Genomic DNA, 19,585 nt, shown 5'->3' with positions numbered 1-19,585 from the left:
GCCCCCGCCCCCTCCCACACGTATCAACAAAAGCGCCGGCAGGCGAACCAGCCGCCCGCGTTTTCATCAACTCAACTCAACCACTGCTTGCACGCGCCATCCACCTGTTCACCGCACGCCTGCTGCATCCGCTGCTGCAGTCGCGCCAGCGTCTCCGCACCCTGGTGCTTGCCGCTCCACGCTTTCAACTGCCCGGCAAGGCGTTCGAAGCGCTGGCGGGTGCGCTGGTGGTAGCCCGACGGCTGCGCCTCCAGTTCGGCGATCAGCGAGGCGGTGGCCTGCTCGATGCGCGGCGCGTCGTTCGGCGCCAGCTTCAGCAACCCTTCCACGTACAGCACGCCCCATTGCACGCGGGTGGCCGGGCCCTGCGCACCGTCGTAGGCACGCTTCAACCACTCCAGCGCCCCGGCGGTGTCGCCGCGCTGCTCGGCCAGTTCGGCCAGCTCGGGCATGTAGTAGTAGGGCTGCTCGCTGCGCTTCAGCTCCGCCAGCAACAACGCCTCGGCACCGGCGTCGTCACCGACCTGGCGCAATGCGTACGCCGCGCTGCTGATCGTTGCCTGGCGCGCGTGCGCATCGGTGGCGGCGGCATCGGCAGCGGCCACGCGCTGCTTGACCCGCTCAACCAGGGCCGGGGGCAGTGCGCCCTTCGGCTGCTGCTGGCGGGCAAGCGATACTTCGATCAGCGCCCGCGACAATGCGTCGTCGGCGCGGTCGCCGCGCTCGGCATCTGCGCGTTCCAGCGCGACCAGCAGCTGCTGGCCCAGCGTGTTGCGGGTGGCCGGCCCAGTACTGGCCTGCGTGACCAGCTGTGCGCCTGCATAGCCCAGCAACTCACGGTTGCGGCGGACTTCCGCCGGTTGCGCCAGCACCGCCTGCAGCAGTTCGCGCACTTCGGTGGGCGAGGCATCGGGCTTTTCGGCGGTTGCCAGGGCAAGCAGGGCGAAGCGGCGCTGCAGGGCGGCATCCGGTGCCGCCTTGGACAGTTGCCGCAGTACATCCTGGCTCCTGCGCTCGCCGGCCAGGCGGTTGGCGTCGACTTCCCAGCCGTAGTCGCCCAGCACCTGCCAGTCTTCGGCAGCCAACTTCTCCGGCGTGGCCAGGGCAATAGCCAGGGTGGCAGCGATTGCACTGCGGCGCCCGGCGGCGACGGTCAACGCCCGGGTCAGTTCGGCGGCGTCGTTGCCACCGGCCACGCGGGTGATTTCGTTGCGCTGTGGGTCCAGTACGATCAGGGTCGGGTAGCCGCGCACCCCGAAGCGTTCGCCCCAGGCCTGCGCACCTTCCTCGTCGCCATCCAGATAGACAGGAACGAATTTGCCGGTCAGCGCGATGAAGGCCGGGTCCTTGAACAGGCCCGCCTTGAGCTGGTTGCACGGCGGGCACCAGACCGCGCCCCAGTACAGCAGCACCGGCTTGCCGCTGTCGGCGGCTTCGGCGAAGGCATCATCGACGTCGCCCTGGCGCCACGCGATTCCCTTGGCCGGCGCAGGTGCCTCGGCGGAGTTGGCGGTGGAAACCGGGGCCGGGGTGCAGGCGCTCAGCGCCGACGCCAGCAGCAACACGGAAAGCGCGACGCGCATCGGCGGCATCTCGAAGGGGGACAGTCCATTGTAGGAATGGCCGGGGAGTGTGCTGATTCAGTTTGCTTATATCGGCTGGGCAGCTGGGCATGACACCCGCTGCCTTCAGGCGGCCGCCCGCACCATCTGCTGGTAGACCAGTCCGTTGAACTCGCCGGCCTCACCGTCAACCACGAAGCCATAGCGCAGATAGGTCGGCACAGCATTGAGCGAGGCGCGCACGGTCAGGACCGGCTCGCGTACCTGCGGCAGCACCGCCTCGAACAGTGCATGGCCGATGCCCTGTCCTTGGCAGGCGGGATCGACGAACAGCATCGCCAGGTGGCGGCCTTCCTTCAGCTCGACCACGCCGACGATACGGCCGTCCTGCTCGGCCACCAGGATATGGTTGTCGCCGCCGAGGCGTTCACCGAACGCATCGGCGGCGGCGACATTGCCGAACGTGGCGATGCCGGCTGCGCTGAGCGAAGGCGCGACCGCCGCAGTGAACGCGGCCAGGCACACCGCGCTGATCGCGGGCAGGTCATCGACGTGGGCAGGGCGAATCGTCGGCATGCAGTGTTCTTCCGGTAGTGGGCGGCGCGTCATCGTCGCCGCATGACTACACGCTAAGCTGCCGGCATGAGTGATTTCAATCCCGCTTACGCTGCGTTGTTTCCGCAACAGGGGCTGAGCCTGGGCCTGATGACGCCTGTCGCCGCGCATGGGCTGGCCGATCCGCATGACGCCAGGCGCATCGCACGGCTGGCCGATGACCTGGGCTTTGCCGCGTTGTGGACGCGTGATGTGCCATTGATGGTGCCGCAGGGTCCGGACGCGGTAGCGAGCGCGCTGGATGACCCGTTCCTGTGGCTGGGCATGCTGGCCGCTGCGACCGAGCGCATCGTGATCGGCAGCGCGGCCATCGTGCTGCCATTGCGCCAGCCGCTGCAGGTGGCGAAGTCGGCCCTGAGCCTGGACCGGATCAGCGACGGACGCTTCGTGCTGGGGCTGGGTTCGGGTGATCGCCCGGAAGAATTCGCTGCGTTCGGCGAGGATCTGGAGGGCAGGGCGGCGACCTTCCGTGAGCGCTGGTCGCTGCTGCGCGCGGCGCTGTCACCGGCGGCCGATGAGCGGAGCGCCGTACTGCAGGCCACGGGTGGCTTCGACGTGCTGCCGGCGCCGGCGGCGCGCATTCCGATGCTGGTGGTGGGTACCGCGCGGCAGAGCCTGCAGTGGATCGCGCGTGAGGCCGAGGGCTGGGCCACCTATCATCGCGAGGAAGCCGCGCAGGAAGGGCGCATCGGTCTGTGGCAACAGGCGCTGATGCAGCGCGGTGGGCCAGGCAAGCCGTTCGTGCAGTCGATGCTGCTGGACCTGCAGGCCGATCCGCAGGCGCCAGCCGAGTCGCTGCCGCTGGGCCTGAAGGTCGGCCGCGATGGCCTGCTTGACTACCTGCTGCGCGTGCATGCGCAGGGCGTGGCGCATGTGATGTTCAATCTGGTCGACAACGGGCGGCCGATGGACGCGGTGCTGCGTGAGATCGGGGAGCAGGTTCTGCCGCATATGCTCGGGTAGGTGTCTACCTTGGTGGACACGCTCCAGCAGTCGAGCACGGCTCGACTCTACATGGGGTTCGCATCTGCGTATCATTCGCATTTGATACCCCGATGCCGGAGCCCCACGTGACCCAACCTTCCCCCATGCACCCGACCGGACGCCTGTTCGCCGCGGTGGCTTTCATCGAGGCCGTGACCTGGGCCGGCCTGCTCATCGGCATGTGGATGAAGTACGGCCCGATGGCCAACGTGGCGCTGGTGAAGCTGTTCGGGCCGCTGCACGGCGTGGCCTTCCTGGTCTATGTGGCAGTCACCCTGTTTGCGGCAGTGCGCCTGCGCTGGCCGTGGTGGGCCAGTGCCCTGGCCCTGCTGGCAGCGATCCCGCCGCTGGTGACGCTGCCGTTGGAGTGGTGGTTCAAGCGCCGTGGCCTGCTGGGCCTGCGTCCGATGCGCTGAACCGACTGTTGCATGCCCATTCAAGAGAATGGGTATCAAATGCAAATACGAGCCGTTATCATTTGAGGATGGCGTCCGGTCCTGAGCGGGGCGGATGCCGGGCGGGGCGCGCAGGCGTGTCCGGCCAATCCTTCCCTGTTACGGCTGGTGTTTCATGCACGCACGTCCCGTCGTTCCCGGCTTGCCGGCGCTGGTGTTGGCTGCCCTGATCGGCACCATGGCGATGATGTCCTTCGTCGCGGTGATCGGTCCGGTGGTCCGCATGCTCGGCTTGTCCGAGTGGCATGCCGGACTGTCGGTCACCGCCGCGGGCGTGTTGTGGATGCTGGCCGCGCGCCCCTGGGGCCAGCTCAGCGACCGCATCGGCCGCAAGCGCGTGCTGATGCTGGCGATGAGTGCCTACACCGTGGTCTACATCGCGCTGGCGGTGTTCATCGACATTGCCTTGCAGGCGGTGCCGCCGGTACTGGTGTCAGTGCTGGTGCTGGTCGGCGCGCGTGGCCTGATTGGCCTGTTCTATGCGGCGGTGCCTCCTACCGCAGCCGCGCTCATCGCCGACAAGGCACCGACCGGCCAACGTGCGAAATTCCTCGCCCGCCTGGGCAGCGCCAACGCGCTGGGCATGGTGCTCGGCCCGGCCGCCGCGGGCTGGCTGGCCTACACGAACCTGTCGCTGGCGCTGTACGTGGCCGCGCTGCTGCCGTTGCTGGCACTGGCGTTGCTGGCCTGGCGGCTGCCGGCGACGCCGCCCGTGGTGGGCGTTTCCGCCCAGCGCCGCGCGCCGATGAGCTGCCTCGACCCGCGCCTGCGCCTGCCGCAGCTGGCGGCGTTCATCGCCATGGTCTCGGTGACCATCGCGCAGGTGACGGTGGGCTTTTTCGCGATTGATCGGCTGGGACTGGATGCGGCTGCGGGCGCACGCATGGCCGGCATTGCACTCACAGCAGTCGGCGTCGGCCTGATCCTGGCGCAGGCACTGGTGATGAAGCTGGAGGTCCATCCACGCCGCTGGATCGTCCTCGGTGCGCTGATTTCTGGCATTGGCTTTGCTTCGGTGGCGGGCGTGCAGCAGGGCTGGCAGTTGCCGGCGGCGTATGCGCTGGCAGCGTTCGGCATAGGCTTTGTATTCCCCTCGTTCCAGGCGCTGGCCGCCGACGCGGTGGAAGCGCACGAGCAGGGTGCCGCAGCAGGCACCGTCGCGGCAGCGCAGGGCCTGGGCATGGTGGCCGGGCCGATGCTCGGCACGCTGTTGTATCGCGGCGGGCCCAGCCTGCCTTACCTGCTGGTCGGCGCGTTGCTGCTGTTGCTGTGCGCGTTGGCTGCAGTGCATCGGATGAAGGAGACCCCATGAACGATTCCCTGATGCAGGGCGCGTGGCCGGAGGCTGCGCCAGCGCCGCAGGAGAGCAGCGACGACGCGTCGCTGTTCCTGCTGCAGCACGCTGGCCAGCACGTGCACGCACGCGGTTGCCGCGCCACGCTGCCGGCCGGTGCACTGGCGACGTTGGCAGAGCGCGTTGCGGCGTTCTTTGCCCAGCAGCGTGGCGGCCCGGGCCTGCTGGTGGGGGCGGTGCCGTTCGAACCGCGTGCGGACGACGCGTTGTACCAGCCCGAGCGCCTGCTGCCGGCCCTGCCGTTGCCGCCGCAGGCCGCGCCGGCGCTGGAGGGTGCCCTGCAGGCCGAGCCCGCGCCCAAGGCATACGCGGCGTCGGTGGCGGCTGCGGTGCAGGTACTGCGCGCGCCCGGACTGAACCTCCAGAAGGTGGTGCTGGCGCGCAGCCTGCTGGCGCGCACCCGCCAGGTGCTGTTCCCGGACGTGCTGCTGGCACGCCTGGGCGCGGATCCGTCGGTGGCGACCTACGCGGTGCCGCTTCCGGTGGAGCTGGGCCAGGTACCGGCCTGGCTGGTCGGTGCGACGCCGGAGCTGCTGCTGCGCAAGCGCGGCGCCGAACTGTTGTCGCATCCGTTGGCGGGTTCCGCACGGCGCAGTGCCGATGCCGCCGAGGACGAGCGTGCGGCGCAGGCGCTGCTGGCCTCGACCAAGGACCACGACGAGCACCGCCACGTGGTCGAAGCCATCGTCGAGGGCCTGGCACCGTACTGCAGCCACATCGATGCACAGCCGCGGCCGGCGCTGCATGCCACCGCCAGCATGTGGCATCTGGGTACCCGCATCCATGCCACGCTGAAGGATCCGCAGACATCGGCGGCCGCGCTGCTGGCGCAGCTGCATCCCACGCCGGCGGTCTGCGGTACGCCGCGGTTGGCGGCGCTGCAGCGCATCCGCGAGCTGGAACCTGTACCGCGTGGCTTCTATGCCGGCGCCGTGGGTTGGTTGGACGCGCAGGGTGACGGCGACTGGTACGTGGCGATCCGCTGCGCGCGCCTGCAGGGCACGCAACTGCGCCTGTATGCCGGTGCCGGCATCGTCGCCGAGTCGCACCCCGAGGCCGAGGTGGCCGAAACCGCAGCGAAGTTTGCTGCCCTGTTGAACGCGCTGGGTGTCCATGAATCCGCGCCCGCCATCGAGCCTGCCGCATGAATGCTTCCGTTGAATCCTCCCGCCTGCCACTGCAGCAGGTGTGGCCCGACGCGCTGGTGGCGCGCTATCGCGAGGCCGGTCACTGGCGTGGCGAGACCTTCCCGGCGTTCCTGCGCGAACGTGCGGAACGCTATGCCGACGACATCGCGGTGGTCGCCGGCGACGTGCGCCTGAGCTACGCGCAGCTGTGGCACGAGGCCGGGCGCATCGGTGCCGGCCTGCTGGCGCTCGGCCTGCAGCCTGGCGAACGGGTGCTGGTGCAGCTGGGCAACACCGCAGGCTTCATCACCACGGTCTGCGGCCTGTTCCGGGCCGGCCTGGTGCCGGTGTACGCGCTGCCGGCGCACCGCATCACCGAGCTGGCGCACTTCGCCAACAAGGCCGAAGCCAGTGCCTACATCACCACGGCACTGCACGATGGCTTCGATCATCGCGGGCTGGCGCGGGCACTACAGGCCGAGGCCCCGGCAGTGCGCCATGTGGTGATCGACGGCGATGCGGCGGAGTTCATCGCGCTGGAGGCGCTGCAGGGCGATCGCAGCCAGCTGCCGGTCGATCCGGACCCGCAATCGGTGGCGTTCCTGCAGATTTCCGGAGGCAGCACCGGGCTGTCCAAGCTGATTCCGCGTACCCACGACGACTACATCTACTCGTTCCGCGCCAGCAATGACCTCTGCGGCATAGACCGCGACAGCGTCTACCTGGTCGCGCTGCCGGCCGCGCACAATTTCCCGATGAGCTCGCCCGGCTTCTTCGGCGCGTTGTACGCCGGCGCCCGCGTGGTGCTCAGCCCCGGCCCCGGGCCGGACGCCGCATTCCCGCTGATCGCCCGCGAAAAGGTGACCTGCTGCGGCCTGGTGCCGCCGCTGGCGCTGCTGTGGGCGCAGGCGGCCGCCACCAGCAAGCATGACCTGTCGAGCCTGCGGGTACTGCAGGTGGGCGGCGCCAAGCTGGTGCCGGAAGCCGCGCGGCGGGTGATCGACGGCCTCGGCTGTACCTTGCAGCAGGTATTCGGCATGGCCGAAGGGCTGGTGAACTACACCCGCCTGGACGATCCGGAAGAACTGATCGTGGCCTGCCAGGGGCGGCCGATCAGTCCGGATGATGAAGTGCGCGTGGTCGATGACCATGACCAGCCGGTGGCCGAGGGCGAGGTGGGGCATCTGCTCACCCGTGGCCCGTACACCATCCGTGGCTACCACAACGATGCGGTGGCCAATGCGCGCTCGTTCACCGACGACGGCTTCTATCGCACCGGCGACCGTGTGCAGCAGCTGCCCGGGGGCTATCTGGTGGTACAGGGGCGTGCGGGTGACCACATCAACCGTGCCGGCGAAAAGATCTCCGCCGAGGAGATCGAGGACCACTTGCTGGCACATCCGGGTGTGTTCGATGCGGCCGTGGTCTCCATTCCCGATGAGTACCTGGGCGAGCGCAGCTGCGCCTTCGTGATTCCGCAGGGCGAACCGTTCAAGGCGCCGGCGCTGAAGTCCTGGATGCGCGGGCGTGGCCTGGCGGCGTTCAAGGTGCCCGATCAGGTCGTGTTCGTCGACAGTTTCGATACCACCGCGGTCGGCAAGATCAGCCGCCGCGAACTGCGCGCGCAACTGCGTGCGCGTCATCTGCAACAGACAGGAGGAACGCGCTGATGGCGCTGCCCCGTATCACTGATTACCCCTTGCCGACCGCCGCCGAACTACCGCAGGCGCGTGGCCCGTGGCGCCCGCAGCGCGATCGTGTCGCGCTGCTGGTGCACGACATGCAGCGTTATTTCCTGGCCGCATTCGACGCCGGCAATGCACCGCTGCGGCCGGCCGTGGACAACATCGCACGCCTGCTGGCGCACTGCCGCGCGCAGGGCATTCCGGTGTTCTACACCGCCCAGCATGGCGACCAGGACCGGCGTGATCGTGGCCTGCAGGCCGACCTGTGGGGACCGGGCATGCGTCGCAGCGCCGATCATGAGCCGATCATCGAGGCGCTGGCGCCGCAGCCGGGCGAGCATGTGCTGGTCAAGCATCGCTATAGCGCCTTCCAGCGCAGCAACCTGGAGACGCTGATGCGGGTACGTGGGCGTGATCAGCTGCTGGTGACCGGCGTGTACGCCCATATCGGCTGTACCGCGACCGTCGTCGAGGCCTTCCAGCGTGACATCGAGGCCTTCATCGCCGCAGATGCGGTGGCGGACTTCTCGCGTGCCGATCACGATCAGGCGCTGCACTGGATCGCGCGCACCTGTGGTGTGCCGATGACCACCGATCAGCTGCTGGAGGTGCTGTGATGGCTGCCATGGGTGAGGCGGTGGATCTGGAGCGGATGCGTGCCGACGTGGCGCGCGTGCTGGAGTGCACGCCAGCCGAGATCGGCGACGACGACAACCTGATCGACCTGGACCTGGATTCAATGCGCATGCTCGGCCTGGTCCTGGCCTGGGGCAACACTGGCCTTCCGCTGGAGTTCTCGCAGTTGGCCGAGCACACCACGCTGCGCCAGTGGTGGGGTGTGGTGCAACAACTGCAGGCCGCGCAGAACGCATGAACGCCGCAGCGCTGGCCACGCCGGTGGCGTTGACCGAGGCCCAGGCGGGGCTGTGGTTCGCACAGCGGCTGGCACCGGACAATCCGTCATTCAATACCGCGCACGCGGTATGGATCGACGGCCCGCTGGACGTGGCCGCGTTCGTCGCAGCCGCAGACCAGGCTGCGCGCGAGGCTGAGGCTTTCGCATTGCGCTTTGCCGAAGGTGCCGATGGCCAGCCGCTGCAGTGGCATGACACGGCACACGTGCCGTTGCTTTCGGTGCGCGATGTTTCTACCGAGGCGGATCCCGCCGCTGCGGCACGCAGCCTGATGCACGCCGACCGGCTGAGCCCGGTCGATCCCACCAGGGACCGGATCAGCCAGCAGGTACTGTTCGATCTGGGTGGCCTGCGCTGGGTCTGGTACCTGCGCGTGCATCATCTGGCGGCCGATGGCTACGGCATGGTGCTGTTCACTGATCGGGTGTGCGCGTTGTATGCCGGTCGTACCGGTGAGTCACTGCCGGGGCTGGCGGGCGTGCTGGCCGATGATGCCGCCTACCGTGCCGATCCGCGCCGCGTGCAGGCCGGGCAGTGGTGGCGTGAGCACATGCAGGGCGCACCGGCAGGCGCAGGCCTGGCCGGCACGCTCGCGGCCAGTGACGACGCGCTGCGCTGGGTGCAGCCGCTCGATGCGGCCTTCCGTGAGCTGTTGCTGCAGGCTTCGGTGCGTTGGCTGCAGCCTTGGCCGGATATGCTGGTCGCGCTGGCGGCCGAGTACCTGCGGCGGATGAGTGGCGCCGATGAAGTGGTGCTGGGCGTGCCCTACATGGGGCGGTTGGGCAACGCGTCGGCGCGGGTGCCGGCGATGGTGATGAATGTGTTGCCGCTGCGCGTGGCGGCCGGCGAGGGCAGCGTCGAGGCCTTTGCCCGGGGCCTGGGTCGCCAGCTCAGTCAAGGCCGCAGGCACGGCCGCTACCGGGGCGAGCAGCTGCGCCGGGACCTGGGCCTGGTCGGCACGCAGCAGCGCCTGCACGGCCCGCTGGTGAATGTGCAGCCGTTCTACAGGCCGCTGGCGCTGACTGGTGTGCAGGCGGCGCTGGAGGTGCTGTGCACCGGGCCGGTGGATGATCTGGCGCTGGGTTTCCGTGGCGATGGCCAACACCTGCTGGATCTGGAGATCGAGGCCAATCCCGCGCTGTACAGTCGCGAGGATGTCGAGGCGCACGCGGCGCGGCTGCTGCATTTCGTGTCGGCGGCGCTGCAGGCTGACGATATCGCCGCCGTGCCCCTGGCGACGCCCGCGGAGGCGCAGCAGCTGCTGCAAGGTTTCAACGCCACCGCGCACGCGCTTCCTGAGACCACCTTGGTTGAATTGCTGCAGCAGGTCATGGATCGGGACCCGCACACGCCTGCGTTGGTGTTCGGCGATGCGACGCTGGATTACGCGACGCTGGAAGCGCGCAGTTTCGCGCTGGCGGCACAGCTGCGGGCAATGGATGTCGGCCCGGGCAGCGTGGTGGCGGTAGCATTGCCGCGCTCGCTGGAGCTGGTGATCGCGCTGGTCGCGGTGCTGCGTGCAGGCGCGGCCTATCTTCCGTTGGACCTTGCCCATCCCGACGAGCGGCTGGCGCGCATCTTCGCCTCGGCGCAGCCGGTGTGCGTTCTGGCTGCGGCGGAGATTTCGGCGCGCACGGCCGGCGTACCGGTGCTCGCGCCGTCGCAGTGGGCCGCGCTGAGCTTCGCTGCGCCCTGGGCCGATCCGGCGCCCAGCGATGCGGCCTATGTGATCTATACCTCCGGTTCGACCGGGGAACCGAAGGGCGTGGTCGTCGAACACCGTGCCATCGTCAACCGCCTGCTGTGGATGCGCGAGCACTACGGCATCCGCGCCGATGACCGCGTGCTGCAGAAAACCCCGGCCACCTTCGATGTGTCGGTCTGGGAGTTCTTCCTGCCGTTGCTGTGCGGGGCAACGGTGGTGATTGCCGGGCCCGATGCGCATCGCGACCCCACTGAACTGGCCCGCTTGATCCGTGGCCATGGCATCACCACGGCGCATTTCGTGCCGTCGATGCTCGATGCCTTCCTCGCTGCACCGGCCTCCGAAGGCCTGCAGCTGCGACGGGTATTCACCAGTGGCGAGGCGCTGGACGCCGCGTTGCGCGACCGCTTCCACGCGCGCATGCACGCCGAGCTGCACAACCTGTATGGCCCGACCGAAGCCGCCGTGGACGTCAGCTACTGGCCGGCGTCGGCGCAGGATCGATCGCGGCCGGTACCGATCGGCTTCCCGGTCTGGAATACCCGACTTTACGTGCTGGACGCGCGGATGCAGCCGGTGCCGGTCGGTGTGGCCGGTGACCTTTATCTGGGCGGTGTGCAACTGGCGCGCGGCTATCTCGGTCGCGAGGACCTGACTGCCGAACGCTTCCTTGCCGATCCTTTCCTGGCGGGCGAGCGCATCTACCGCACCGGCGACATAGCGCGCTGGCGCAGCGATGGTGCGGTGGAGTACCTGGGCCGCAGCGACCATCAGGTGAAACTGCGCGGCCTGCGCATCGAGTTGGGTGAGATCGAGGCGGGTTTGCGCGAACTGCCGGGCATGGAGCGGGTGGAAGTGCTGCTGCGCCAGGATGCGCCCGGCGACGCGCGTCTGGTGGCGTATGTGCCGACTGCGCTTGCCGATGCCGTGATGCTGCGCAGCCATCTGGCCACGCGTGTGCCGGACTACATGCTGCCCTCGGCGTTTGTCGGCGTGGACGACTGGCCGGTGACCGCCAACGGCAAGCTCGACCGCAACGCGTTGCCGAAACCACCACAACATGAGGTCGCCGGATTGGCGCCGCGCACGCCGTTGGAACAGGAGCTGGCGTCGCTGTTTGCCCAGGCACTCGGGCGAGAAGCGCCGGTGGCGGTGGATGCGGATTTCTTCAGTCTCGGCGGTGACTCGCTGTCGGCGGTGCACCTGCTGCTGGCGATCGAACAGCGCTGGCGCTGCGATCTCGGTCTGGGGTCCTTGTTTGCCCAGCCCACCGTGGCCGCGCTGGCGGTTCGCATTGCCGAGCCACCCGCGCTGGCCGATCACGCGCTGGGGCCGGTGATCGCGCTGGCCGCGGCCGAAGCGGCCGGGACATCGCCGCTGTTCGTGCTGCACCCGGCCGGCGGCATCGCCTGGAACTACCGCACCCTGGCCCGGGCAATGCAGCCGGCACGCCCGGTGTATGGCCTGCAGTCGCCGGCACTGGACGCGCGGCAGCCGCTGCCGAGCAGCATCGAGGCGATGGCCAGCGACTACGTACAGCGCGTGGTTGCATTGCAGCCAAAGGGGCCGGTGCACCTGCTGGGCTGGTCGGTGGGGGGCATCCTCGCCCAGGCGATGGCGGTGCGCCTGCATGAGATCGGCCGCGAGGTCGGCGAACTGGTACTGCTGGATGCCTATCCCAGCGAGTGCTGGCGGGCCGAGCCGGAACCCGATGCCATCGCCGCATTGCGGGCACTGCTGGCGATTGCCGGGCATGACCCGGATGCGCATCCGGAACTGGACAGCCGGGAGCGCATTCTCGCGTTCCTGCGTCGTGGTGGCAGTGCGCTGGGTAGCCTGCCGGATGTCGTGCTGGATGGCGTGGTGCGCGCCGTGACCGGCACCAATCGACTGATCCGTGAACATATCCACCGGCCGTTCGATGGCACGCTGGTGCATGTGCGTGCGGGCCGGGATCACCAGGCGCGGCCACAGTTGCAGTCGGCGTTGTGGCGGACACACGCGCGCAGGGTGCAGTCGTTGGAACTGCCGTTCCTGCATGCAGAACTGACCGGCCGCGATGCGGTGGCGCAGCTGGCGCCGTGGTTGTCGGCGCGGTTGCGCCAATGGGACGAGCAACAGGAGATCGCAGCATGCAGTTGACCGGCTTTGAAGGTCGCGTGGCACTGGTGACCGGCGCTGCCGGCGGCATCGGCGAGGCACTGGTACGGTTACTGGCCGCGGCCGGTAGCACCGTGGTGGCGACCGATCGCGAGGCGCCGCGCGTGTCAGATACCCGGGTGACGTCGTTTGCACTCGATGTAACCGACAGCGCCGCGGTGGACGCCCTGGTGGACCAGGTCGAGTCCAGCATCGGGCCGATCATGTTGGCCGCCAGCGTGGCCGGCGTACTGCATGTGGGCGGTGTCACCGAGACCGGCGACGACGACTGGCGCCGTGTATTCGCGGTCAATGCCGATGGCGTGTTCCATGTCGGTCGTGCGCTGGCGCGGGTGATGTCGCCGCGCCGGCAGGGCGCAATCGTTACCGTCAGCTCGAATGCGGCTGGCGTGCCGCGGCACGGCATGGCGGCGTATGCCGCGTCCAAGGCCGCCGGCACGATGTTCACACGCTGCCTCGGGCTGGAGCTGGCGCCGTTGGGCATCCGCTGCAACATCGTCGCCCCGGGCTCGACGCTGACCCCGATGCAGACCGGCATGTGGCAGGACGAGCACGGCGCCGAGCGGGTGATCGCCGGCAACCTGGAGACCTACAAGGCCGGCATTCCGCTGCGCAAGCTGGCCACCCCCGAGGACATCGCGCACTCGGTGATGTTCCTGCTCTCCGAGCAGGCCGGGCACGTAGCGATGAGCGACCTGTATGTGGACGGCGGCGCCACCCTGCGCGGCTGAGGTCCTCAGAGCCGAACCCATGACTCGGCTAATTCAGAAGGCAGCCAATGTAGCTGTCAATGCCAACCCGGCGTGGCATAGGCATTCTTGAGTCTGTTTGTTCAGCAATGCTGTTCGATCAGGCTGATGATGTGACCGAGCAGGCCATCTAGCGAAGTGAACTCTTCGTACACGTTATCGAACGCTACTTTGTCACGGATCTGGTACCGGCCTGTTGCGAATTCAAAGACGTAGCAATCCATATCGCTCTCTCCGAGTTCTACATAGCCGCCCATGGATCCCTGGCCGCGAGCGAGAAGGTTCATTTCCACCAGGGCAAGGGCTGACCCACCATCGCAGTATGAGCGTGAAGTACTCGAGTAGAGGAAGACTCCCGCTGCTGCTAGGCCATCGTGGCGTGAAAGAAAGCCCACATAGGACTCTGGCAGGACGATGCCTAGCGTAGAAAGCGCCGAGCTCTGGAGTGCGTCGATGTCAGGACGTTCAATTGGAGGGCCAAGGTACATCTCGGCTTCGTTGAGATTCGCGCGAAGCTTGAGAAGTCTGGCTTCTACTGAAAGCGGCATTTGCTGAGATTGAATTCAAGTGCAATGGGGGCAGTCAAACACTGGGGAATTCGTCCTTCCACGTCAATTGCAGTCGCCTCAGGCTGTTCAATTTGGTCAACCATTGACGTGGTTGGCTCGCGGTAGCGATTGGACAGCAGCGCTGCTGGGAGTCGACAAGCGCCAAGCAATGTTGGCGTAACCAGCAGCGTGGATCAGGATTGTCGTGTCCAAGGGGCGCCGAACGAGGTCGGCGTAATGTGTTCAACCCGCGCTGCGCGGCTTGCGCGTACGTTTTGGCTTTGCGGTATCACCGCCGCTGGCGGCGCTGTCCTGCAGCGCCTGAAGCCAGGACAAGGTGTCCACGTAGTCGATGAAATGCCGCAGGTAGCCGGGGCTGGTGGCCTGCATCATGTCGAGCATGCGTTGCACCAGCACCGCCGAGTTCAGCGGGCCGCCATCGGCCGGGGCCTCGGCGCGCAGCGAGCGGCGCACCTGCAGCTCGCTGCGCAGCTCCGACCATTCGCGCTGCACCTGCTGCAGCATCGGCACTTGTGGGTAATACGGCAGCGAGCGCGACCCCGCATTGAGGTCACGCACCAATGCGCGCAGGCCTTCCAGCGCGGGCGGCTTACTTGGCATCCGGGGCCTTGGGCTTGGGAATCGGCGCGATCTCCACGCGACGGTTGCGCGCGCGGCCTTCCTCATTGGCATTGGAACTGACCGGCTGCTCGCTGCCGAACGCGGCGGCGAACACGGCATCTGCGGGTACGCCGTCGGCAATCAGGGTGCGGGTCACGGTCAGCGAGCGCTGCGCGGACAGCTCCCAGTTGTCGGCAAAGCGGCGGTTGCCTTCGCGCACCGGCGCGTCATCGGTGAAACCACTGACCATCAGGATCTCTTCGCGGCTGCCCAGATAGGCGGCCAGCGGTGCGGCCAGACTGCGCAGCAGCTCCTGGCCTTCCGGCTGCAGCTGGTCCGAGTTCAGCGCGAACAGCACGCTGCCGCTGATGCCGATGCGGCCGTCGACCAGCGTCACGCGACCGGCAGCCAGCGGGCCAGCCAGCGCCTGTTCCAGGGTCTGCAGGCGCTTGGCCTCGGCCTGGCGCTGCTTCACTTCCTGCTCCAGCCGCTGCGACAGCTCCAGCTGCACCGCGACCACACCCACCAGGATCAGCACGAACGCACCCAGCAGCACCGACATCAGGTCGCCGAAGGCGGCCCAGATCGGTGCGTGCGAGCCGCCATCGACCTCCAGCTCGTCACTCATGCGCTACCGGCCTTGCCGCGGCGGGCGGCCAGCTGCTGCAGCTCTTCCATCACCTGTTTCTGCGACAGCAGGCTGAGGTCGACCACCTCGCGCGCCTGCGCCACGTAGTAAGCCAGCTGCTCATCGCTACGAGCCAGCGAGGCATCCAGGGCGCCACCGATCTGTTCCAGGCGGCCGGACAGCGCGGTGGCGGCGGCGCCGAACTGCGCGACCGCTTCACCGAAGGCGCCGGCCAGCTGGCCGACGTCATCCGCGCTGCCGGTGAGTGCTGCCGCAATGCCGTCCAGCTTGCCGGTCTCGGCAGCGATATGGTCGGTGAAGCGGTTGCCGACGCGTTCCAGCAACTCGGCCGAGCCACCGACCAGCGCGTCTACGGCGGTGCGCTGTTCGTGCGACGCATGGTTGACCGCATCGAGCAGCGTCTGCACGGTGGCCAGCAGGCGGCCGCGCTCTTCCAGCATCGCGTTGTCGCGCACCAGGCTTTCGGACAGCGTACTGCGCAGCTCGTTGATGACGTCGGCCGCAGCCTTCGGAGCGGCGGCCGCGGTCTGCAGCAGGGTAGACACCTCGGCCAGCGTGGCACTGGCCTGCGCGCGACCGTTCTCGCCGATCTGCTGTGCGGTGGCTGCCAGCGCGTCGCAGACCTGTTGCTGCTGTGCAGCCAGGCGTTCGCCATTGGCCTGCAGGCGCTCGGCCAGCTCGCTGGAAACGTGCTGCAAGGCATCGCTCCAGCGCTGCAGGCGCTGTTCGTCACCGGCCTGCAGTTGCGCCTGCAGGGCGGCGTGGGCCTGCTGCAACTCGGCGCTGACCGCGTCCCAGCGTGCCTGGCGCTGCTGCTCGCGGCTGTCCAGGCTGGCCTGCAGTTGGGCATGCGCAGTCGAGGCGGCGGCCTGGGCGGCTTGCCACTGCTGCGAGCGCTGCTGTTCGTGGTCCTGCAGCAGCGACTGGCTGGCCTCGTGGCGCTGTTCCAGTGCCTGCAGCAGTGCCTGCGCGTGCTCGTCCAGCTGCTGGCCGGCCGCCAGCAGCGCCTGCTGCTGGCGCTCGATCAGCGCGCTGTTCAGTGCCTGCTGCTGCTCGATGGCGGCGCGCCAGGCCTCGGCGTTGCCGTTGGCATCGGCCTGCAGGCGCTCGCCGATACGCGCGACGAGTGCTTCGGCGTGCGTGCCCTGGCCATCGCTGAAGGCCTGCAGGTGCTGGCGCAGATCACTCACCAGCGCCTGCTGCGCCTGGGACTGTTCACTCACCACCTTGGCCCAGCTGGCTTCGGTGGCGACCCGGCTGCGTTCGAAACCGTCGCTCAGGCCCGCCAGCTGCTGTTGCACGGCCCGCTCGACACGGGCATGCAACGCTTCGCCATGGTGAGCCAGACCGGCCAGGGTGGTCTCTGCCATCGGCTGCAGCGCGCCACCGATGGCCGCGGCACTGGCTTCGGCACCTTCGCGCAGCGACTGCTGCAGCGACAGGGCCAGGCGTTCCTGCAGCGCCTGGCTCTGCGTCAGGAACTCGGCCTGGCCTGCCAGCAGGCGCTCATTGGCGGCCGCACTGTGCTGTTCAAAGGTGCTGGTCATCGCCTGCAGGCGGTCGACCAGCGCCGGCAGCGCGGCGGACTGTGCCTGCAGCAGGCGCAGCGATTCGGCGCGCTGCCAGGCCTGCGAATACGGGTGCAGGTCGCCGGCAATGGCGCGGTCCAGCTGCTGCACGGCCTGCAGGCGGTCGCGGCGCAGCAGCGCGGCCAACAGGCCGAGCATCGCCGAGCTGGCCACGCCGGCGATCGAGGTACCGAAGGCCACCGCCAGGCCCTGCACCGGCGAGGCCAGCGAGCCGCGGATCGCGGTCATGTCGGTCGCGCTCTGCAGGGCCAGTCCGGTGCCACGCAGCGTGTCCATCATGCCCAGCAGGGTCCCGAGCATGCCCAGCAGCACCAGCAGGCCAACCAGGTAAGGGGTCAGCACCGGTGCGGGCAGGGCGGTGCGCTCGCCTTCCACGCGCAGGCGCACCGCGTTGCGCAGGCCCATCGGCACGCGCTCCAGCCAGGGGGCGAGGCTTTCCTTTGCGCTGGACAGGTCGTTCAGTGCGGCGCGCAGGCCGTTGCTGGCCTGGCGGTAGCGGTACAGCTCCACGCCGCCGGCGATGTAGCAGGCCGCGATGATTGCCGCCACCGCTGCACCCAGCGGATGCACCGAAACGTAGCCAATGCCGATCCAGCACACGGCCAGCAGGCCGACAAGGAAAACAACGACATGGAGAGCAGTTCTGGACATGGTGTTCCGGTCAGTGGGAGCGCAGGGCATCTTGCAGCCCTTCGATCGGGTGGAAGCGCAGCTGCAGCTCGGCGAGCAGCAGCGTGCGCATGTCATGGCGGAAGGCCGCGCGCCAGCCGGGCTGGCCATGCACGCGTTCAAAACGGGCGCCGAGCACCGCCGGCGCGGTGGCCAGCAGGCTGTGCTCGCGCGGGGTGAGGGTCTGTTCCATCACCGCATCAACCTCGGCCAGTCGCGCCAGCTCCGGCGAGACCTGTACCAGCTGGTCGCGCAGGCGGCCGCGCAGGCGCCCGGTGGCGGTCTGGATGGCCTGCTGCAGCACCCGGTAGCGCTGGCGCAGCGAAGCGAAGTTGGGTGCGGCCGCGGCCTCGGCCAGGTCCAGCAGGCGCTCGGCCTCGGCGTCCTCGCGGATCGAGGCCAGCAGGCTGGCATGGGCCTGGGCGCAGTCGGCCAGTACATCCCCGGCCGCCTCGGCAGCTTCGCCGGGCTCGGGCAGGCGTCCTCCCAACGCGCCGGACAGGGCCACGGCACGGCTCCAGTCCACCCACTGGCCGAGGCGATCGGTCAGGACGGGACTGCTGGCCGGCATCGCGCCGTCGCTGAGACGGGCGAGCAGGCGGAGGAACTCCGGTCCACCCAGGACCGGCTGCGCTGCGTTCGCCATCAAGGGGTGAGGGGCCAAAAACCACTGATTTTACAGCCAGATGACCCCGGCTGGATGAAGGCGGGGCCTGGGTGGCGGTACCCGCAGGCGCGACAAGGCTTAGAATCTCCGGCTGCATCCACCCGTTCGACCCCTGGAGTACCCCCATGACTGTTGCGCAGTTCTACCCGATCGGCACCCCCGGACAGCCCTGGGGCGACGTGGAACGCGCACAGTGGCGGGCCCGCCAGCAGCGCCAGCGCAGCTACCACGATGACGTGGTGGCCGCCCTCGAGCGCCTGGACGACAGCGTTTTCGACGTGATCCAGTACGGCCAGCTGGACTATGCACCGGACCATTACCCGCTGTTCGCGGTGGTCAACCACGACTGGAACCCGGCGCTGCCGACCGCGCTGATCACCGGTGGCGTGCATGGCTACGAGACCAGCGGCGTGCACGGCGCCCTGCAGTTCCTGGAACAGCAGGCCGAGCGTTACCTGGGCCGGCTGAACCTGATCGTGGCGCCCTGCGTCAGCCCGTGGGGCTACGAGCGCATCCAGCGCTGGAACCCGGGTGCGATCGACCCGAACCGCAGCTTCCGTGACGGCGGCCAGATCGAGGAAGCGGCCGCCCTGATGCGCTGGGTGGCCGAGCGCAAGCCGAACCTGCTGGTGCACCTGGACCTGCACGAAACCACCGACAGCGACCTGCACGAATTCGATCCGGCGCGTTGCGCCCGCGACGGCAAGCCGTTCGAGCGCGACACCATTCCCGATGGCTTCTATGTGATCGGCAACAGCGAAGACCCGCAGGCCGAGTTCCAGAAGGCCCTGATTGCCGCCGTGGCCCCCATCACCCACATCGCCCCGGCCGATGCCGACGGCAACCTGGTCGGCCTGCCGCTGCAGTCGCCGGGCGTGGTCTGGGGCGAGTCGCGTTCGATCGGCGCCTGCGCCGGCTTCACCGACGCACGCTTTGCCACCACCACCGAAGTCTACCCGGACAGCCCGCGCACCAATCCGCAGGAATGCAACGACGCCCAGGTGGCGGCGGTCTGCGCCGGCCTGGATTTCGCCCTGTCGGCGCAGTAGCGCATCAACACGAGGTAGCGCCGGGGCCCTGCCCGGCGGGTCGGGCGTGCGCTAGCCCAGCAGGATCACGACCCACACCGTACCGACCATCAGCAGCGCGGTGGTCTGTGCGGCGCTGCCCATGTCCTTGGCGTTCTTGGATAGTGGGTGGTGGTCAAGCGAGATGCGGTCGACCACCGCTTCGATGGCCGAGTTGAGCAGTTCCACCAGCAGGCTGATGAAGCAGGCCGCCAGCACCACGGCGCGTTCGACCCTGCTGATGTCCAGCAGGAACCCGGTGGCGATCAGCAGTGCATGCAGCAGCAACAGCTGCCGGAAGGCTGCTTCGCCACGGAAGGTGGCAATGAAGCCATCGCGCGAATGGATCAGCGTATGGAAGATACGGCGAAGCCCGGTCTTGCCGTGCGGGTACTTGCCGCTGTCCCTGGGGTGAAGTGGCTGCATGCCGGTCCTGCCATGAATTGACCTCACGACAGGATGTGC

General features: G+C 68.5%; 18 protein-coding genes. 10 read left to right on the top strand and 8 right to left on the bottom strand.

The genetic code is table 11. The annotated features are described in order from the left end of the window. Nucleotides 1-71: 71 nt before the first annotated feature. Nucleotides 72-1,592 (bottom strand): thioredoxin family protein, encoded by a 1,521-nt coding sequence (locus AB839_RS15225; RefSeq protein ID WP_061480008.1) that lies wholly within the window; start codon nucleotides 1,590-1,592, stop codon nucleotides 72-74. A 96-nt stretch (nucleotides 1,593-1,688) separates the two neighbouring features. After that, nucleotides 1,689-2,138 carry a GNAT family N-acetyltransferase gene (locus AB839_RS15220; protein ID WP_061480007.1) on the bottom strand — a complete coding sequence of 150 codons (450 nt, stop codon included), beginning with the start codon at nucleotides 2,136-2,138 and terminating at the stop codon, nucleotides 1,689-1,691. Nucleotides 2,139-2,204: 66 nt separating this feature from the next. Here AB839_RS15220 and AB839_RS15215 point away from each other — a divergent pair, with 66 nt between their 5' ends. The 9 genes from AB839_RS15215 (at nucleotide 2,205) to AB839_RS15175 (ending at nucleotide 13,292) form a co-directional block, all read left to right on the top strand. After that, nucleotides 2,205-3,140 (top strand): TIGR03571 family LLM class oxidoreductase, encoded by a 936-nt coding sequence (locus AB839_RS15215; RefSeq protein WP_061480006.1) that lies wholly within the window; start codon nucleotides 2,205-2,207, stop codon nucleotides 3,138-3,140. Between the two features lie 125 nt (nucleotides 3,141-3,265). Further along, complete coding sequence (locus tag AB839_RS15210) at nucleotides 3,266-3,577, top strand: DUF3817 domain-containing protein (protein ID WP_061480005.1); 312 nt, start codon at nucleotides 3,266-3,268, stop codon at nucleotides 3,575-3,577. Between the two features lie 154 nt (nucleotides 3,578-3,731). Further along, on the top strand, nucleotides 3,732-4,928 hold the full coding sequence (locus AB839_RS15205; protein ID WP_061480004.1) for an MFS transporter: 1,197 nt from the start codon (nucleotides 3,732-3,734) through the stop codon (nucleotides 4,926-4,928). Beyond that, nucleotides 4,925-6,118 carry an isochorismate synthase gene (locus tag AB839_RS15200; protein WP_061480003.1) on the top strand — a complete coding sequence of 398 codons (1,194 nt, stop codon included), beginning with the start codon at nucleotides 4,925-4,927 and terminating at the stop codon, nucleotides 6,116-6,118. The genes AB839_RS15205 and AB839_RS15200 overlap by 4 nt, the downstream gene beginning before the upstream one ends. Further along, complete coding sequence (locus AB839_RS15195) at nucleotides 6,115-7,767, top strand: AMP-binding protein (RefSeq protein WP_061480002.1); 1,653 nt, start codon at nucleotides 6,115-6,117, stop codon at nucleotides 7,765-7,767. Before AB839_RS15200 ends, AB839_RS15195 begins: the two co-directional genes overlap by 4 nt. Next, nucleotides 7,767-8,399: an isochorismatase family protein gene (locus tag AB839_RS15190; protein ID WP_061480001.1), complete on the top strand. Its 633-nt coding sequence runs from the start codon at nucleotides 7,767-7,769 to the stop codon at nucleotides 8,397-8,399. The genes AB839_RS15195 and AB839_RS15190 overlap by 1 nt, the downstream gene beginning before the upstream one ends. Then, a complete protein-coding gene (locus AB839_RS15185; RefSeq protein ID WP_061480000.1) occupies nucleotides 8,399-8,656 on the top strand; it encodes a phosphopantetheine-binding protein in 258 nt (85 codons plus the stop codon). The genes AB839_RS15190 and AB839_RS15185 overlap by 1 nt, the downstream gene beginning before the upstream one ends. Next, entirely contained in the window at nucleotides 8,653-12,543 is a 3,891-nt protein-coding gene (locus AB839_RS15180; protein ID WP_061479999.1) for an enterobactin synthase subunit F, read from the top strand. The genes AB839_RS15185 and AB839_RS15180 overlap by 4 nt, the downstream gene beginning before the upstream one ends. Then, a complete protein-coding gene (locus AB839_RS15175; protein WP_061479998.1) occupies nucleotides 12,534-13,292 on the top strand; it encodes a 2,3-dihydro-2,3-dihydroxybenzoate dehydrogenase in 759 nt (252 codons plus the stop codon). Before AB839_RS15180 ends, AB839_RS15175 begins: the two co-directional genes overlap by 10 nt. 101 nt (nucleotides 13,293-13,393) lie before the next feature. Here the strand turns inward: AB839_RS15175 and AB839_RS15170 are convergent, their stop codons facing one another. From AB839_RS15170 to AB839_RS15150, 5 genes are all read right to left on the bottom strand, one after another. After that, nucleotides 13,394-13,858 (bottom strand): YrhA family protein, encoded by a 465-nt coding sequence (locus AB839_RS15170; RefSeq protein ID WP_061479997.1) that lies wholly within the window; start codon nucleotides 13,856-13,858, stop codon nucleotides 13,394-13,396. Nucleotides 13,859-14,101: 243 nt separating this feature from the next. Further along, a complete protein-coding gene (locus AB839_RS15165; RefSeq protein WP_061479996.1) occupies nucleotides 14,102-14,479 on the bottom strand; it encodes a DUF2894 domain-containing protein in 378 nt (125 codons plus the stop codon). Further along, a complete protein-coding gene (locus AB839_RS15160; protein ID WP_061479995.1) occupies nucleotides 14,469-15,107 on the bottom strand; it encodes an OmpA family protein in 639 nt (212 codons plus the stop codon). The genes AB839_RS15165 and AB839_RS15160 overlap by 11 nt, the downstream gene beginning before the upstream one ends. Continuing rightward, nucleotides 15,104-17,368 carry a DUF802 domain-containing protein gene (locus AB839_RS15155; RefSeq protein WP_061479994.1) on the bottom strand — a complete coding sequence of 755 codons (2,265 nt, stop codon included), beginning with the start codon at nucleotides 17,366-17,368 and terminating at the stop codon, nucleotides 15,104-15,106. The genes AB839_RS15160 and AB839_RS15155 overlap by 4 nt, the downstream gene beginning before the upstream one ends. Before the next feature lie 10 nt (nucleotides 17,369-17,378). Beyond that, a complete protein-coding gene (locus AB839_RS15150; protein ID WP_061479993.1) occupies nucleotides 17,379-18,032 on the bottom strand; it encodes a DUF3348 family protein in 654 nt (217 codons plus the stop codon). Nucleotides 18,033-18,178: 146 nt separating this feature from the next. Here AB839_RS15150 and AB839_RS15145 point away from each other — a divergent pair, with 146 nt between their 5' ends. Next, nucleotides 18,179-19,102 carry a M14 family metallocarboxypeptidase gene (locus AB839_RS15145; protein WP_061479992.1) on the top strand — a complete coding sequence of 308 codons (924 nt, stop codon included), beginning with the start codon at nucleotides 18,179-18,181 and terminating at the stop codon, nucleotides 19,100-19,102. Nucleotides 19,103-19,153: 51 nt separating this feature from the next. On the opposite strand, the gene AB839_RS15140 is transcribed toward AB839_RS15145, so the two are convergent. Continuing rightward, nucleotides 19,154-19,546 carry a diacylglycerol kinase gene (locus tag AB839_RS15140; protein ID WP_061479991.1) on the bottom strand — a complete coding sequence of 131 codons (393 nt, stop codon included), beginning with the start codon at nucleotides 19,544-19,546 and terminating at the stop codon, nucleotides 19,154-19,156. Nucleotides 19,547-19,585 lie beyond the last annotated feature (39 nt).

Source organism: Stenotrophomonas sp. DDT-1 (assembly GCF_001580555.1).
GTDB lineage: Bacteria > Pseudomonadota > Gammaproteobacteria > Xanthomonadales > Xanthomonadaceae > Stenotrophomonas > Stenotrophomonas sepilia.
This window is presented reverse-complemented; position numbering and strand designations above follow the sequence as displayed.